Source organism: Cyanobium sp. WAJ14-Wanaka, assembly GCF_024345375.1.
Taxonomy (GTDB): domain Bacteria; phylum Cyanobacteriota; class Cyanobacteriia; order PCC-6307; family Cyanobiaceae; genus Cyanobium_A.
In genome coordinates, this window is the sequence record NZ_JAGQAZ010000001.1 from 1 (window position 1) to 14713 (window position 14713).

General features: G+C 63.0%; 20 protein-coding genes, 2 tRNA genes and 1 rRNA gene. 13 read left to right on the forward strand and 10 right to left on the reverse strand.

What is annotated here, in order from left to right:
* Nucleotides 1-136: 136 nt before the first annotated feature.
* Nucleotides 137-253 (forward strand): 5S ribosomal RNA (gene rrf, locus KBY49_RS00005).
* Between the two features lie 62 nt (nt 254-315).
* Here rrf and KBY49_RS00010 read toward each other — a convergent pair.
* The 5 genes from KBY49_RS00010 to KBY49_RS00030 form a co-directional block, all read right to left on the reverse strand.
* The gene (locus tag KBY49_RS00010) at nt 316-705 is read right to left on the reverse strand and encodes a DUF4440 domain-containing protein (protein WP_254932749.1); all 390 of its coding nucleotides are present in this window, start codon (nt 703-705) and stop codon (nt 316-318) included.
* A complete protein-coding gene (gene mtnC, locus KBY49_RS00015; protein ID WP_254932750.1) occupies nt 702-1448 on the reverse strand; it encodes an acireductone synthase in 747 nt (248 codons plus the stop codon). The genes KBY49_RS00010 and mtnC overlap by 4 nt, the downstream gene beginning before the upstream one ends.
* A 30-nt stretch (nt 1449-1478) precedes the next feature.
* Nucleotides 1479-2189: a class II aldolase/adducin family protein gene (locus KBY49_RS00020; protein WP_254932751.1), complete on the reverse strand. Its 711-nt coding sequence runs from the start codon at nt 2187-2189 to the stop codon at nt 1479-1481.
* 10 nt (nt 2190-2199) lie between these two features.
* Nucleotides 2200-3060 (reverse strand): DNA-formamidopyrimidine glycosylase, encoded by an 861-nt coding sequence (locus tag KBY49_RS00025; RefSeq protein ID WP_254932752.1) that lies wholly within the window; start codon nt 3058-3060, stop codon nt 2200-2202.
* Between the two features lie 110 nt (nt 3061-3170).
* Nucleotides 3171-3380 carry a photosystem I reaction center subunit IV gene (locus KBY49_RS00030; RefSeq protein ID WP_254932753.1) on the reverse strand — a complete coding sequence of 70 codons (210 nt, stop codon included), beginning with the start codon at nt 3378-3380 and terminating at the stop codon, nt 3171-3173.
* 121 nt (nt 3381-3501) lie between these two features.
* Here KBY49_RS00030 and KBY49_RS00035 point away from each other — a divergent pair, with 121 nt between their 5' ends.
* Nucleotides 3502-4554 (forward strand): hypothetical protein, encoded by a 1053-nt coding sequence (locus KBY49_RS00035; RefSeq protein ID WP_254932754.1) that lies wholly within the window; start codon nt 3502-3504, stop codon nt 4552-4554.
* Nucleotides 4555-4581: 27 nt separating this feature from the next.
* Nucleotides 4582-6096, forward strand: a complete 1515-nt coding sequence (locus tag KBY49_RS00040; protein WP_396099082.1) for a RecQ family ATP-dependent DNA helicase — start codon at nt 4582-4584, stop codon at nt 6094-6096.
* A gap of 18 nt (nt 6097-6114) precedes the next feature.
* Here the strand turns inward: KBY49_RS00040 and KBY49_RS00045 are convergent, their stop codons facing one another.
* The 4 genes from KBY49_RS00045 to KBY49_RS00060 form a co-directional block, all read right to left on the reverse strand.
* Nucleotides 6115-7602 carry a LysM peptidoglycan-binding domain-containing protein gene (locus KBY49_RS00045; RefSeq protein ID WP_254932755.1) on the reverse strand — a complete coding sequence of 496 codons (1488 nt, stop codon included), beginning with the start codon at nt 7600-7602 and terminating at the stop codon, nt 6115-6117.
* A 147-nt stretch (nt 7603-7749) separates the two neighbouring features.
* Nucleotides 7750-9138, reverse strand: a complete 1389-nt coding sequence (locus tag KBY49_RS00050; protein WP_254932756.1) for an aldehyde dehydrogenase family protein — start codon at nt 9136-9138, stop codon at nt 7750-7752.
* Between the two features lie 132 nt (nt 9139-9270).
* Nucleotides 9271-9342 (reverse strand) — tRNA-Thr (locus KBY49_RS00055).
* A gap of 10 nt (nt 9343-9352) precedes the next feature.
* A tRNA-Tyr gene (locus KBY49_RS00060) sits at nt 9353-9434 on the reverse strand.
* Nucleotides 9435-9477: 43 nt separating this feature from the next.
* Between KBY49_RS00060 and aroQ the strand changes: the two genes are divergently transcribed.
* Together aroQ and KBY49_RS00070 are read left to right on the forward strand one after the other, a co-directional pair.
* Complete coding sequence (gene aroQ, locus KBY49_RS00065; protein WP_254932757.1) at nt 9478-9924, forward strand: type II 3-dehydroquinate dehydratase; 447 nt, start codon at nt 9478-9480, stop codon at nt 9922-9924.
* A complete protein-coding gene (locus tag KBY49_RS00070; protein ID WP_254932758.1) occupies nt 9921-10529 on the forward strand; it encodes a tRNA-(ms[2]io[6]A)-hydroxylase in 609 nt (202 codons plus the stop codon). The genes aroQ and KBY49_RS00070 overlap by 4 nt, the downstream gene beginning before the upstream one ends.
* On the opposite strand, the gene KBY49_RS00075 is transcribed toward KBY49_RS00070, so the two are convergent.
* Nucleotides 10520-11092: an acireductone dioxygenase gene (locus KBY49_RS00075; RefSeq protein WP_254932759.1), complete on the reverse strand. Its 573-nt coding sequence runs from the start codon at nt 11090-11092 to the stop codon at nt 10520-10522. The two genes, KBY49_RS00070 and KBY49_RS00075, sit on opposite strands and share 10 nt — an antisense overlap.
* Before the next feature lie 68 nt (nt 11093-11160).
* Here KBY49_RS00075 and KBY49_RS00080 point away from each other — a divergent pair, with 68 nt between their 5' ends.
* The 8 genes from KBY49_RS00080 (at nt 11161) to KBY49_RS11730 (ending at nt 14704) form a co-directional block, all read left to right on the forward strand.
* A complete protein-coding gene (locus tag KBY49_RS00080) occupies nt 11161-11937 on the forward strand; it encodes a precorrin-2 C(20)-methyltransferase (protein WP_254932760.1) in 777 nt (258 codons plus the stop codon).
* A gap of 232 nt (nt 11938-12169) precedes the next feature.
* Nucleotides 12170-12481 carry an AbrB/MazE/SpoVT family DNA-binding domain-containing protein gene (locus KBY49_RS00085; protein ID WP_254932761.1) on the forward strand — a complete coding sequence of 104 codons (312 nt, stop codon included), beginning with the start codon at nt 12170-12172 and terminating at the stop codon, nt 12479-12481.
* Nucleotides 12478-12858, forward strand: a complete 381-nt coding sequence (locus KBY49_RS00090) for a type II toxin-antitoxin system VapC family toxin (protein ID WP_254932762.1) — start codon at nt 12478-12480, stop codon at nt 12856-12858. The genes KBY49_RS00085 and KBY49_RS00090 overlap by 4 nt, the downstream gene beginning before the upstream one ends.
* Before the next feature lie 217 nt (nt 12859-13075).
* Entirely contained in the window at nt 13076-13267 is a 192-nt protein-coding gene (locus KBY49_RS00095) for a hypothetical protein (protein ID WP_254932763.1), read from the forward strand.
* A 170-nt stretch (nt 13268-13437) separates the two neighbouring features.
* A complete protein-coding gene (locus KBY49_RS00100) occupies nt 13438-13581 on the forward strand; it encodes a high light inducible protein (protein ID WP_254932764.1) in 144 nt (47 codons plus the stop codon).
* A 244-nt stretch (nt 13582-13825) separates the two neighbouring features.
* Nucleotides 13826-14062 (forward strand): chlorophyll a/b-binding protein, encoded by a 237-nt coding sequence (locus KBY49_RS00105; protein WP_254932765.1) that lies wholly within the window; start codon nt 13826-13828, stop codon nt 14060-14062.
* A 154-nt stretch (nt 14063-14216) separates the two neighbouring features.
* Nucleotides 14217-14495 carry an MTH1187 family thiamine-binding protein gene (locus KBY49_RS00110; protein WP_254933949.1) on the forward strand — a complete coding sequence of 93 codons (279 nt, stop codon included), beginning with the start codon at nt 14217-14219 and terminating at the stop codon, nt 14493-14495.
* A complete protein-coding gene (locus KBY49_RS11730; RefSeq protein ID WP_396099087.1) occupies nt 14471-14704 on the forward strand; it encodes a hypothetical protein in 234 nt (77 codons plus the stop codon). The genes KBY49_RS00110 and KBY49_RS11730 overlap by 25 nt, the downstream gene beginning before the upstream one ends.
* Nucleotides 14705-14713: the final 9 nt, after the last annotated feature.

A 14713-nucleotide genomic window follows, 5' to 3' on the forward strand; every position in this document is an offset into this window, starting at 1 on the left:
TCAGGCTCTAAGGTGTCAGAGATGACATAGCTTGTTTCCAGATGAAGAGTGTAAGAGCTTTTCTAGTCTATGCAGTTCTCAGGGTTCAAACCTGAGGATGAAGACTAGGTATTATCTTTAAGGAGATGATATCTATCCTGGTGTCCATGGCGCAGTGGAACCACGCCGATCCATCTCGAACTCGGTTGTGAAACGCTGCAGCGGCAACGATATTTGGGGGGTAGCCCCCTGAGAAAATAGCTCGATGCCAGGTAAAACTTCATCCGTAAGGACATAAAAAGGCCGCCCGCTGGGTGGCCTTTTTTGTGCCTTTTTTTATGAGCGGTGTACGTGCACCTGCTTCCAGTTGCCTGACTGTTTTTGCCAGATCCGTGTTTCGCAGCAGCTGGCAGTAATCGCAGAAGCTTCCACCATTCTTTGGGTGAGCCGGGTGTAGCTCAAAACCACGGCGTCATCGCCCAACCAGCGCAGGTGGCATCCGGCCATGGTCACGTTGACGCTGGCGGCAGTTTGCGCAGAATTCTCGGGAAAGTAAAAGCGGTGGAAGGGCAGTCCTTCCACAATGATGCCGTTGGTTTCTGCTTCAAAGCAACTCAAGTCTTCGCTGCAATAGCTCGCATAGCTGCTCCAGTCGCCCTTCACTACGCTGTTGAGCATGGCCTGGTTGATGGCGATTATTTCTTGGTCGCGCACGCTTTGGTTCAAGGCTCGAGTTCCAGTTCACCCAAGGAGCCTATCTTCCTAAATGGCCCTGGGTCGCGGGCCGGGTTGCCATCTCGATCACTGAAGTAAACCTCCATGCCAGCCCTATGGGCGGCTTCGCATTCGGCTAGGGAATCACTTAGAAAAAGTATGCACATTGCATCTACTTTCATTTCGGCTGCGATTTTTAAATAGCTTTCCGTAACTTGCTTTTGGCCAATGCGGGTGTCAAACCAATGGCTAAAAAGGTGCCCTAAATCACCGGATTCACTATGGCCATAGAGCAGCTTTTGGGCCGTAACCGATCCTGAGGAATAGACAGCCAATATTTTGCCTTGCTTGTGCCATTTCTGCAGCACATCTGGCACGTCTGCAAATAGGGGTGCAATCAGTTCTTTGCTGGCGTAGCCAGCCTGCCAGATCAGCCCCTGCAGTTCCTTCAATTCGCTCAGCTTGCGATCCTGCTGGATGAGCAGTTGCAGGTAGTCGACAACATCGGCTTTTGGCCCTTTTCCAGTGGTTGCATCCACCACCCGTCTTGAGAGCAGTTGTTGGGCTTCTGGGCCCGTATCTTCTGTCAAGGCCTTTTCTGCCCCTTCGATTAGGTGTTCCAGCTCTGGCTCGCCCCGATGTTTCTCGACATAGGGCCGTAGCGATTTTGCCGCATAGGGAAAGAGGGTTTCGGCCACAAAGCTCACCGGGCAGGTGGTGCCTTCGATATCAAGGAGTAGATGGCTGATTGTCATGGTCCTAGCGGTTAGGGCTAGCAGTTAGGGCTAGCGGTTAGTGGCGGCCAAGGATTGGAGCAGGGTCCTGCGCCACTGTTGCTCCAGCAGGAACTCCAGTATTTCCAGATGTCTTTTAGCCATGGTCAGGTTTTGGCCCCAGGCATAGAGCCCGTGGCCTGCGATTAATAGGCCATGGGGCGCCTGGGGGATTAGGGGTTTGGCGTGGGCGCTTAGCCGTTTGATGTCCTGGTCGTTGGCAAGCACCGGTATCAGCACCTTGGCGTTATGGCTGGTGATGCCCTCGAGGCCCTTGAGCATTTCCAGGCCGCCAATCTCAACTCCTGCAATCCCAGTGACCCCGCTAATCCCAGCGACCCCGCTAATCCCAGCTGCGGCGGCTCCCCCACCACCTTGTTTCTGGTTTTCGAGCGCTAGGGCCGAGAGCAGGGTGGCTGCCTGGGAGTGGGTATGGAGCACTGCCCCGGCGTTGGAGTTTTTGACAATCGCCAAGTGCAGCAGGGTTTCTGCTGAGGCCTTGCCGCTGCCCCGCAGCACCTGCCCCGTGCCATCCACCCAGATCAACTGCCCCGGGCTGACTGATCCCTTATCGACACCGCTCGGTGCCATCAACAGCTGCAGCGGTTCGCGTTGGGCAACGCAGCTGAAGTTTCCCCCCGTGCCATCGCACCAACCCCGGCCATGGATGGCCGCCATTACCCCGCACAGGGCTACTTCTAGGTGGCTTGCTTCTTCACTCATCAGCTGCAATCTATCCCTGGCAATTGGGGCACCAGTGGCTGCTGCGCCCCCCCAGCTTTTCGCGCTGGATGGGTCCGCCGCACACCCGGCAGGGTTGGCCGCTGCGCCTGTAAACGAGGGCCTGGCCCCCGTAGTTGCCATTGGTGCCAGTGAGGTCGCGGAAATCACTGAAGGTGGTGCCACCGGCTCCAATGCTGCGCTCCAGCACTTCCACCAGGGCCTGGCGCAGGCTTTCCAATTTCCCTACCCCCAACCTGCCGCTCGGCGTATGGGGGCGAATGCCGGCACTAAACAGTGATTCGTCGGCATAGATATTGCCCACTCCCGCCACCAGGGCCTGATCCAGCAGGGCTGTCTTAATCGGCCGGCTCGAGCCCTTGAGCTTGTCTCTCAGGTAGGTGGCACTGAAATCTGCGCTGAAGGGTTCGGGCCCCAGCCGTTGCAGCCCCGTGATCACCGATTCGATCGGCACCGCCGGCGGCACCCACCACATCTGGCCAAAGCTGCGCATGTCCACAAAGCGCAGTTCTTGGCCCTGGTTATCCCAGAGCTGGACGCGGGTGTGCTTCCCAAGGGGCGCCTGCGCCCCAGCCCCTGGGCTGCCTAGCCAGAGGAATTGGCCGGTCATGCGCAGGTGCACGCCCCAGTGGCCCCCATCCTTGCCATCGCGCCACAGACTGGCGCTGAGGTACTTGCCCCGCCGGCTCCAGATGCCCACCTGGCAGCCCTCGAGGCCGGTGGCGAATGCCTCGGGACTGGCTGGATGGGCAATGGCCCTGGCCCGATGAACCGCCACCTTGGCTATCTCAAAGCCGGCGGTTTTTTGCTCTAACCCGCGCCTTACGGTTTCGACTTCGGGAAGTTCCGGCATCTATCTATGCGGCTTGGTCGAGTTCGGATGATTCAGCAAAAAGCCCGCTCCCCCAGGGCAGGGAAGCGGGCTGCAGACTAAGTTCTTGGCTTAATAAGGCCTTTGCTTGATCAGGCCTTTTCGAGCTCGGCTTCGGCGAAGTTGTTGGTGTTGATGCCACCTTCAGAGCCGCTGTAGCCGTTGTAATTCACCTTGTCAAAGCGCACCACCACCGGGTAGCGGATGCCTGATGTGTCGACCGTCGCGACGGTGCCGACTTCGTTGAACCAGTAGGACTCAGGACGCTTGATGCGCACCTTGTCGCCGCGGGAGATGGCCATCGCGTCTTCGTAAATCGAATGCCTGACTTGTCGAACTTACCCGTACTGCCTCGAGGCCAGGCCAGGCGCGTCACGATTCGTCGTCGTTGGCGTGGCACGATCGCTCTCCCGACCAGCTCCTATGGAATCCCTCGAGGCCCCAACCCTTTCCCTGGAGCTGCCCGATCCCGATAGCGACACCATCAGCACGATGGAATTTCTGGCCAGGCTTGAGGAGGCCTGGGCCGTCTGCGATCGCTTTGACCTCCAAACCGAGATCTGGCGTGGGCGGATTTTGCGGTCCGTGCGGGATCGGGAGAAGCGCGGCGGCGAGGGGCGCGGCACCGGTTTCTTGCAGTGGCTAAGGGAGCGGGAAATCAGCAAAACCCGCGCCTACATCCTGATTCAGTTGGCCGAGTCGGCCGACAGCCTCGTGGGGGAGGGCTTGCTCGAGCAGGCCAGTGTCAACAACTTTTCCAAGCGGGCCTTTTTGGAAACTGCCCAGGCCGATCCCGAGGTGCAGCAGATGATCTCGGAGGCTGCCAACGATGGCCAGCAGATCACCCGCAAGCAGGTGCGGCGCCTAAGCGACGAGTTCACCGCGGCCACCAGCCCCCTGCTGCCCGAGGAGATTCGCCAGCGCACCGCCGAAAATCTCCTGCCCCCCCGGTTGGTGGCCCCCCTGGTGCGGGAGCTGGCCAAGTTGCCCGAGGAGCAACAGGAGGACCTGCGGCGGGTGTTGCGCGAGGAGCCCGAGCTGGATCGGGTTAAGGACGTAACCAGCACGGCCCGCTGGTTGAGCAAGGCGGCCGAGGCGGGCTTGGCGGTGCGGGCCTTTCAGCACGATCAACTGGATTTTGAGAAGGCCCTCCAGGAGGCCCAGCGCCTCGATGCCCTCGGTCTTTTGGCCGATGCGGTGGGCCAGGCCCAGGCCCTGGAGAGTGCCGTGCTCAAGCTGCACACCAGCTGGCGGCGCCTGGGAGGCCTGCAGGAACGCCTCTGGGTGGAAAGCGGCAGCAGCACGCCCCACCTGCGCGATCTGTTGACGGCCCTGCAGTCGCTGAGTGGCAGCACGATGCGTGTCTCCCTGGGGGAGTTGGCGGGGGGTAAGCGGCTGCGGCTGCAGCTGGTGGAGGAATCGCCCGAGCAACTGGATGCCCCTCCCCTCCCCTCCCCTAGCCCTGGCGTCAACTAGAATTGGCAAACGCTACCGGTAGGGTTTTTGACGCCGGAAGCACCAGCCATTACCGCTCTTTCCGAAACGGATCGCCTCCAGTCGGCCCTGGCCGAACACTTCGGCTGGCAGCAGTTCCGCCCGGGCCAAAGGGAGGTGGTGGAGGCCCTGCTCGCCGGCCAGGACTGCCTGGCGGTGTTGCCCACCGGAGGCGGTAAATCGCTTTGCTATCAACTGCCAGCCCTGGTGAGGGGCGGCTTGGTGCTGGTGATTTCGCCGCTGGTGGCCCTGATGCAGGACCAGGTCAGCCATCTGCAGCGCCGGGGCATTGCGGCGGCCTTTTTGCACCGGGGCCTCAGCACCCCCGAGCGCCGTCAGTTGCTGCAGCGCCTCCGGGATCGGCGCTTGCGCCTGCTCTATATGGCCCCGGAGCGCCTCCAGGTTGAGGCCACCAGGGAGATGCTCGACGACGTGCTTTCTTCCGGGCAGCTGGTGGCCCTGGCGGTAGATGAGGCCCATTGCATCAGTGCCTGGGGCCATGATTTCCGGCCGGATTACCGCCGCCTGGGCCAGCTGCGCAGCATGTGCCCGGGGGTGCCCCTGGTGGCCCTAAGTGCCACGGCCGCCCCCCAGGTACGGGCCGACATCATTCGCCTGCTGCAATTGCGGCGGCCCCTGATCCAGGTGCGCTCCGCCAGGCGCGCCAACCTCCACTACTCGATGCAACGGCGGCCCCAGGAGCCCCTGCCCCTGGTGCTGGAGGCCGTGCAGGCGACCCGCGGGGCGGTGTTGATCTATGCCCGCACCCGCCGCTCGGTGGAGCAGTGGGCGGAGCGCCTCAGCGGTACCGGGCTGGAGGCGATTTCGTACCACGCGGGCATGGATCCGGAGAGCCGTCAGCTGGCCCTGGAACATTTCCAGACCCAGCCCAGGCCTGTGTTGGTGGCCACCATGGCCTTTGGCATGGGGGTGGACCGACCCGATGTGGGGCTGGTGCTGCACCTGGATTTGCCCGCCAGTGCCGAGGGCTATCTGCAGGAATCGGGCCGGGCCGGCCGCGATGGGGAGCCGGCGCGCTGCTTGGTGTTGTTTGATGCGGGCGATCGCACCAGCCTGGGTTGGGCAATCCGTGGTGCCGCCGTGCCCCAGGAACAGCAGCGGATGGAATTGGCCCAGCGCCAATTAAGGCGGATGGAGGCGGTGGCAGAAGGGGAGGGCTGCCGGGAGCAGGCCCTATTGCTGGCCGTTGGTGAGCTGACGCCCCCCTGCGGCCGCTGCGACAACTGCCAGACATCTGCCGAGCAGCTCGATTGGTCGGAGCAGGTTGGCCGGCTGCTGGAGGCCGTGGCCGAGCGCAATGGCCGCGACCTGCGAACCCTCGCCGTGGAACTGGCGGGCGACGGCCGCGATGGCCGCGACGGTCAGCGCTGGGGCTGGTTGGCCCGCCGCCTGGTGCAAGAGGAATTGATTGGTGAAAGCGACGACGGCGCCCAGCGCCTCTACTTGCGCTCCCCAGGCCGGCGCTATCTGCGCCAGCCCTGGCCCCTGCACTGGGCTGCCTAGGAAGCTCAGTGCCCCCCTTTAGCTGCCCTTGGCCTTACAGATGTCGGTTACCAGCTGCTGCTCGTAGTCGGCCTGGGGGGCATCCCAGGTTTTCCACTGGCCGGTTTGGTTGGTGCTGTTGAGCTTGCGGGCACCGCAGTTCACCGCGAGGTAAAGGGGTTGGCCCTGGCGGTTGAGGGTGGGGGCCACGAAGCTGCCACCCATGGATTGCCAGTTGGCCCAATCGACCTGGAGGGGGCCGTAGTTGCGCCAGTCGGGCTTGCCCGTTTTGACGGTGCTGCTGGTGGTGGTGGATTTGGGCCGACTGGCGGTGACTGTCGCTGTGGCAGCTGTGGCAGCTGTGGCAACTGTGGCTGTCGCTGTGGGTTTGACCTCTGGCTTGACTTCAGGCTTCACCTCAGGCTTCACCTCGGTTTTGACCACAGGTTTCGCTTCCGGCCTGACCTCGGGCTTTGGTTCTGGTTTTGGTTCTGGCTTGGCTTCAACCTTCAGGGCAACTTTCGGTTCTGGTTTGAGTGCGGGCTTCACTTCAGGTTGGACCTCAGCCTTGATTACCGGCTTCACTTCGGGCTTGGCCTCTGGCTTCACCTCGGGCTTCACTGTGGCGGTGGCCACGGGTTTTGCGACTGGCTTGGCCACTGGTTTAACTACCGGCTTGGCCACCACCCTGGGGGCGGGCTTGGGTGTGGGCTTGGGAGCTGGCGGAGCCTGCAGCTTGAGTTGGGTTCCCTCCACTACGAAGTTTGGATCGTCGATTTTGTTGAGGGCCACCAACTTCTCGACCGAGGTGTTGTAACGATCGGCGATGTGGGACAGGCTTTCTCCCTGCTTGACCACGTAATTGCTGGGGCGACGGCTGTCGTTGGCCGTGCTTGGGGCCGCAGCGGTGCTGCTGGGTCGGCCGGGGATGGCAATGCGGGTGCCCGCCACCAACAGCTTGGGGTCGCGGATGTTGTTGAGCGCCAGCAGGCGGTCGGTGGTGGTGCCAAAACGTTCGGCCAACTCCGACACGGTTTCCCCCTTCTTCACCGTGTAAGGCGCCGTGGGCAGGGCCCGTGCCGCAGGGGCCGAACGACTGCTCGAGCCCCCCGAGGAAACCACCAACCGGTCGCCAGCAGTCACCTTGTTGGGGTTGGTGATGCCATTGAGCTGCATCAGGCGATTGAGGCTGATCCCAGCCCTATCGGCAATCTCTGAGAGGGTGTCGCCCGCCTTAACGGTGATGCTGCCGCCACCGCCACCAGCACCGCCGCCACTGCCGTAGCTGAGGCTGGGGCTTGAGGAGCGGCTGCCGGGAATCACCAGGCTTTGGCCCACGGCCAATTTATTGGGGTCGCTAATGCCATTGGCCTGCATCAGCCTTTTCAGGCTGACGCCATTGCGATCGGCGATTTCCGAGAGGGTCTCGCCGTTCTTGACCACCACGTTGGCGAAGGCTGCTGCAGGAGAGAGCAAGGGCAGTGGCAACACCACTGCTAGGGCCAAGGCAGCTAGGGATCGGCGCATGGGCACTACGGATAGATCACCAAACGGTATCGCCGAACCTTAAAGGGCGCCTCCGATTGGATCCAGTCCTGGGTTGATCAAAGGTTCTGATCAGCCGAGCCGGGCCGGGCCGAGCCGGGCCGAGCCGGGCCGAGCCGAGTCAGGCCATCAGCCGAGGAGCCGTTTAACCAGACCGAGTTTGCCGGCATAGGGGGGATAGCGAAAGGGCAGATCAAGCCAGAAGGGTCGCTTCAGCACACTGCGCAGATGGGAGAAGGTGTCGAAGCCGGCCTGGCCGTGATAGCGGCCCATGCCACTTTCCCCCACACCCCCAAAGGGCATTTCCGTCACACCCGCCTGCATCACCACGTCGTTGAAACAGACACCGCCGGAGCTGGTGGTGGATAGGGTCCGCTGCTGGGCCTTTCGGTCGTTGCTGAATAGGTAGAGGGCCAACGGCTTGGGACGCCGGCGCACCTCGGCCAGGGCGGCCTCCAGGTCGGCCACCTCGAGCACCGGCAGGATTGGGCCAAACAGCTCCTCCTGCATCAGCGGATCATCGCCAGACTCGACCGCCACCAGGGTGGGCTCGATCCGTCGCCGGCCCGCATCGCTGCGGCCCCCCACCAGCACCTGGCCCCGGCTGCGCGCACCTGCCAGCAGGCCCTCCAGCCGCTCGAATTGGTTGGCGTTCACTATCGAACCCAGGTCTTCGCTCTCGAGGGGATCGGCGCCGTAGAAACTGGTCCATTCAGAGGCGATCGCGGCCACCAGTTCATGGCGCCGCTGGCTCTGCACCAGCAGGTGGTCGGGGGCTATGCAGGTTTGGCCGGCATTGAGGCCCTTGCCCCAGGCCAGCCTTCGGGCGGTGGTGACCAGCTCCGCATCGTTGAGCACGATCGCCGGGCTTTTGCCGCCAAGTTCGAGGGTCACGGGGGTGAGATGGAGGGCTGCTGCGGCCATCACGAGCCGCCCGACCCGACCCCCACCGGTGAAGAAGATGTGGTCGAATTGCTCCTTCAGCAGTTCGGCGGCGGTGGCCCCATCGCCGGTGACCACTTGCACCACATCGGCAGGGAAAACCTCCGGGATCGTGCGCTCCAGCAGCTCCGCCGTGCGGGGCGCGTGTTCAGAGGGTTTGATTACGGCGGTGTTGCCCGCGGCCAGGGCACTGACCAGGGGGTGCAGGCAGAGGTGGAGTGGATAGTTCCAGGGGCCGATGATCAGCACACAGCCCAGGGGTTCTGGCTGGATGAAGGCCTGGCCGGGGCGCATGGCCAGGTCGAGGCCCACCGGCCGGGGGGCCATCCAGCGCTTCAGCTTCCTACGGGTGAGGGCCAGCTCCTGGCGCACCGCCACCAGCTCGAAGGTGGCCTCTAGGGCTGGCTTGCCGAGGTCGGCGGCCAGGGCCTCGAGCACCTCCCCTTCATGCCGGCTGAGGAGTTGGGTTAGCCGATCGAGCTGGGTAAGCCGCCACTCCAGGCTGCGGCTGAGGCCGGCGCTGACAGCTGCCCGCATCTCGGCGATCGGGGTGGCTAGGAGCAATTGGGTGGTCATGGCGGCCATCAATGGCGCCCACCCTGGCAAATGGCAGGCCCCCGATGTTGGCCACCAACTCCTGCAGGGCCACTGGACACCAACTCCCGGACCATCTTGATTGGGGAGCGGTGCCAACTCCATTTTTGATTAAGCCCTTGACGAGATTTGAACTCGTGACCTCTCCCTTACCAAGGGAGTGCTCTACCACTGAGCTACAAGGGCATGTGGAAGGTGGGCCGGGTTGGATTTGAACCAACGTAGGCAGAGCCAGCGGATTTACAGTCCGCCCCCATTAACCACTCGGGCACCGACCCGAACCACACCGCAAGAACTTACCAGCCGGCCCCACCCGTACCCATGCAGCTGCTCGCCCTCCACGGACCCAACCTCAACCTGTTGGGCACTCGCGAACCGGGGCTCTATGGCAGCACCAGCCTCGAGCAAATCAATGCCGACCTGGAGCGCCAAGCCACGGACCTGGGCGCCAGCTTGAGTTGCTTCCAAAGCAACCATGAAGGGGCCCTGGTCGACCGGATCCACCAGGCCAGGGGCCAGGTGGATGGAATCTTGATCAACGCCGGCGCTTTCACCCACAGCTCGATTGCCCTGCGCGATGCCCTGTTGGCGGTGGAAATCCCCTTTGTGGAAGTTCACCTCAGCAACACCCATGCCCGCGAGGAATTCCGGCACCACTCCTATTTGGCCGATCGGGCCCTTGGCGTGATCTGTGGTTTTGGGCCGTTCAGCTACAACCTGGCCCTCCAGGGCCTGGTGCAGCGGCTGCGGGCAGGCTCCCTGGCATGAGTGCCCTGTTGGAAAACCCCACCGCCCGGGTGAAGTGGCTGGCGGCCCCCAGCAGCGCCGCCTGGCTCGCCCAGGCGATTGCCAATCCGGAGTTGGTGCTGATCGACCATGCCCACTGCGAACGCAAGGCGGCCGGGGTCGCCCTGCAACTGATGTTTCGCTATCCCAGTGAGGAGGGGCTGGCGGCGGTGTTGAGCCCCCTGGCCCGGGAGGAGCTGGAGCACTTTGAGCTGGTGCTGCAGTTGCTGCAGGCCCGTGCCATTCCCCTGCGGCCCCTGGCGGCGCCCCCCTACGGAGCGGCCCTGGCCAAGCAGGCGCGCCGGGATGAACCCCTGCGGATGCTGGATAGTTTTTTGGTGGCGGGCTTGATTGAGGCCCGTAGCCATGAGCGGATGGCGCTGCTGGCCGCCCATAGCCCGGACCTGGAGCTCCAGGCCCTCTATGGCGAGCTTTTAGCCAGTGAGGCCCGCCATTTCGGCCTTTACTGGCTGCTGGCGGAAGGCCGTTTTGGTCGTGAGGCCACCATGGCCAGGCTGGCGGAATTGGCGGATGCGGAGGCTGAGCTGCTGACCATGCTCTGGCCAGAACCCCGCTTTCACAGCTGAACCAGCTCGTTCAGTAGGGGGTAAGAAGCGGCAATTGGATCCCCGCTGAACTGGGCCACCCAGCCTTCGGTGTTGTTGAAAAACCGCAGGGCGCAGAAGTGGGGCTCTGCTCCCATGTCGAACCAGTGCTTGGTGCCGGCCGGCACCGAAATCCAGTCTTCCGCTTCGCAGAGCACCTGCAGTACCTCCTCACCGATGTGCAGACAAAACAGGCCGCGGCCTTCCACGAAGAAGCGCACCTCGTCTTCGCTGTGGGTGTGCTCGGCCAAAAATTTCTGACGTAGGGCAGCTCGATCGGGATGGTCCGGCGCCATCCGGATCGCATCCACCGTGGGGTAGCTGCCGCCTGCCTGCACCCGGGCCACTTCACTGGCGTAGGCGGCCAGGATCTCTTCCTGGCCAGCGCCTGCTGCCAGCTGGACCCTGGCGGGCCAGCGCTCAAAGGCGATGCCCCGCTTGCCCAGCTCCTCTGTGATTAGGTCTGCATCCCTGGTGATTAGGGCTGTATCCCTGGTGTTTGGGTCGGCGCTGGCGGCCTTGCCATGGATCGCCAGCAGGGTCATGGCCAGTATTCGGAAGGCCCTACAGCCTAGAAAAGGGGGGATTTGGGCCCGAAGGGCCGAGTTCCGCCTTGACATCAGCCAATGGCGACGAAGGCCTAGTTAGGGGCCTGCTCACCCTTGTGGGGGTGGGGCCAGGGGATCCCGACCTGCTGACCATGGCAGCGATCCGAGCGATTGGGGCCGCCGATGTGGTGGCCTACCCGGTGGCGAGGGAGGGGGGCGAGGGCATGGCAGCCAGCATCGCCGCGCCTTGGATTGGCTCCAGCCAGAGACGCCTGCCCCTGGTCTTTCCGATGGTGGCCGAGGCCGAGCCGCGGATTGCCGCCTGGCATGGGGCCGCCGCCGCCTTGGCGGCTGAGGTGGCAACGGGCGCCCAGGTGGTGCTGCTCTGTGAGGGGGATGTGTCGCTGTTTGCCAGCAGCTCCTACGTGCTTTTGGCCCTACGGGCCAAGCATCCCCAGTGCCCGGTCAGGCAGATTCCAGGAATCATGGCGATCAGTGCGGCGGCGGCCGCGGCGGCGGCGCAGGGAATCGCCTGGCCCCTGGCCCTGCAGCAGGAAGGGTTGCTAATTCGCCCCACGCCAGAAACCCCCCAGGGCCTCGGCGAGCTGCTCGAGCAGGCGGCCAGCGGGGGCTGGGTGTTGGCCTTGCTCAAGCTCGGCCAGCGCTGGAGTTGGGTGCGGCCCCTTCTGGAGCAGCGGGGGTTACTGGGGCAGGCCCTGTTTGCCCAGCGGGTTGGTTGGCCCGATCAATTACTTGCCCCTGCGGCCGAGGTGCCGGCGGAGGAGCAGCCCTATTTCTCCCTGTTGTTGGTGCGTCAGGGCTGGCCCCAGGTGTTGCCCTAGGGCTTGACGCTGGCTCGTCGTTCGCAGGAGAGGCACCCCGCAGGCGATTGTTCCAGGGAGGCTGGATCCATCTCGACGAGCGACCCATAAGCCCGCCATCCGCCATGCAGAACCAAAGTGAAGAGCTGGGAGCGCAGTTGGGCGGAACCGGGTCTGCTGCGATGAACGGCAAAGCCAGTCGGTGGGGGTCATGAGCTGCAACGCGTGACGACCAAGGCCCTCGTGGCATATCATGTCAACTGTGCCACATGCCAATCTGCGTGCCACACCCTTTGTCATGGGCGACAACGCCTCATCCGTGGACGTGAGCCTGGGCAGGCAGGGTCGGCTGGTTATTCCGGCGGCTTTGCGACGCTCGCTGGGCCTGGAGGAAGGAGATCGGTTGGTAGCCCGCCAGGACGCCAATCGCCTGGTGATCGAGAAGCCTGAGCAGATCAAGCAACGTTTGAAGGCGCGCTTTGCCCAGGTGCCGGCGGACCGCAGGCTTTTGGATGAACTCATCTCCGAACGACGCGAGGAGAGCCGGCGGGAGGGTGAGGGGTGACGGTGGTGCTGGATGCCTCGGCCCTGTTGGCGTATCTGCTGCAGGAACCGGGCGCCGAGGTTGTTGATGGGCTGTTGAGCGATGCGCGAATGACCAGCGTGAACTGGGCTGAGGTGGTGCAGAAGGCGCTCTCCGCCGGAGTGGACGTGCAGGGAATGCGAGAGGAGCTGCAGGCCCTGGGGATGCAAGTGGAGCCCTTTCTGGCTACGGATGGTGAGCGAGCAGGCCAGTTGTGGCCCCTCACCCGGCAGCGGGGCCTGTCGCTGGGTGATCGCGCCTGCCTCAGCCTTGGGCTGCGGCTGGGCCTGAAGGTGGTGACCTGTGATCGGGCCTGGGCAGAGATGCCACTGGAGCTGGAGATTCAGGTTCTGCGTTGAGCTCCAGCTTGTGACTCCCTCGAGGTCCATGTCCTTGTCAACGCCATCCAGGTCTTCTTGACTTACTAGCTCAATCAGCGAGCGCCCCTCTATGCGCGTGCTGCGTGGGGTTCACTCTGGTCAAGCTTCGAGGGGGCCTAGGCCAGGTCAGGGTCGCGTCCCCTGCATAGAAAACCCAACTGTGATTGGCCTTAGCGTGGGGAAAAGAATCCTTCCCATGTCGCTGCTTCGCCTCACCCCGATAGCTGCCGGCCTGAACATCTACATGCTGGAACAGGTGGAACACCACCTGGCAGGACGCCTTGCCCTGCCCTTCAGCACGCCGGGTCGCTTTTCCTTTGATGCAGGCACAGGGATCGAGCTTGTCTCCGGACTGGATCAAGGCGGTGCTGCCCCTGAATCGGTTTAACCCGGTGGCTATGACGCCCTCACTCCGGCGGTTATCGCAGTAAAGGCACTCCGCCAGGCCGATTGAGCGGCAAGAGAAGGGCTGCAGCCCATGGATCCCCAGCCCACACCCGCGACAGCGCCCAAGCCAGTCACATTGCGTTACAGTTCACGTAACAAAATTCAACACACATGACTGAGTCCACGCCCAGCTTCGGTTTCGTCGCCTTTGCTGAAACCTGGAATGGCCGCCTGGCCATGCTTGGCTTCGTGATTGGCCTGGGTACCGAGCTGCTCACCGGCCAGAGCATCCTTGGCCAACTCGGTCTCGGTTGATCGCCATGGGCACCGACTACACAGCCGCCATCACTGCCGTCGTCGCACTCGTGTTGGTACTGACTGGTTTAACCACCTACCTGTTCAGCCGCCCCAGCGACCTTGCCCCGAGGACTCGATGATCGCCACTTTCACAGTGCTTCTCTTTGGCGCCTGGCTGATTAGTGCCTTAGTGCTGCAGCCCAACATCGCCGATTAGTAGCAGCGCGCTTCCGCATCTTTTATTACCACCCAGGAGATCTCCATGACCAACACTCCCGCCAACGACCAACTGCTCAATAACAGCTCTGAACAGCTGACCCTCGTGGAGCAGCTCAGGAAAGTCGAACTGTTTAACGGCCGTGCAGCCATGCTTGGCATCGTGATCGGCATCGTGGTGGAGGGCCTAACTGGCTACGGCATCGCCCACCAGATCGGCCTCGGCGCCTTAGTGGATGGCTATGCCTCCTGCCGCACCCAGTTCCTGCCCTTCTGTTTCTGAGTTTTCTCTAAAAGCCTCGCCCAACCCCCTCAAGAAGGGCACAGCGGCTAACCAGGCAGGAGCCCGGGGCCAACGCTCCGGGCTTTGCTGTAGTCATGCTTCTCATTAGTAGTTTTGGCCCACCTAGGCCTGCTCCTGATGAGAGTGATACTGGATCTGTGTCGCCGCCTGTGAGAGGGTGCTCACTGAAGCCGGCATCAAGATCCAGCTGCATCCCAACGGCACGGCGATCGAAGGTGAGTGGGAGCCGGTGTTCGCCGCGATTGAGGCCTGCCACCAGGCGGTGCAGGCCATGGGCTGCCCCCGCGTCTACACCAACTTGAAAGTAACTACCCGCACGAACAAGGAGCAGACCCTGGAAGACAAGGCGGCCAGTGGTTCGCCAGGGACCGAGCCTTTGAAGACCTATTGCGGCAGCGCTTTCTCAGGCTGACCCGTAAGGCGATCGCCGGCGAACTTGACTCCTGGAGTGCTGAGCCAAGCCGTGCCTTAGCGCTGGTGTTACTGCTGGCTGATGCCGCGCTGCCGCTGTTTGACCAATTCACCGATTCCCCCACTGTTGATGTCGTCTGCAGACACCGGGATGTGATCGCCCAGTCGCCGGTGAGCTCTTCGCAAACAAAGCATCCGCGAGTGCCTTGACTCTCTAGT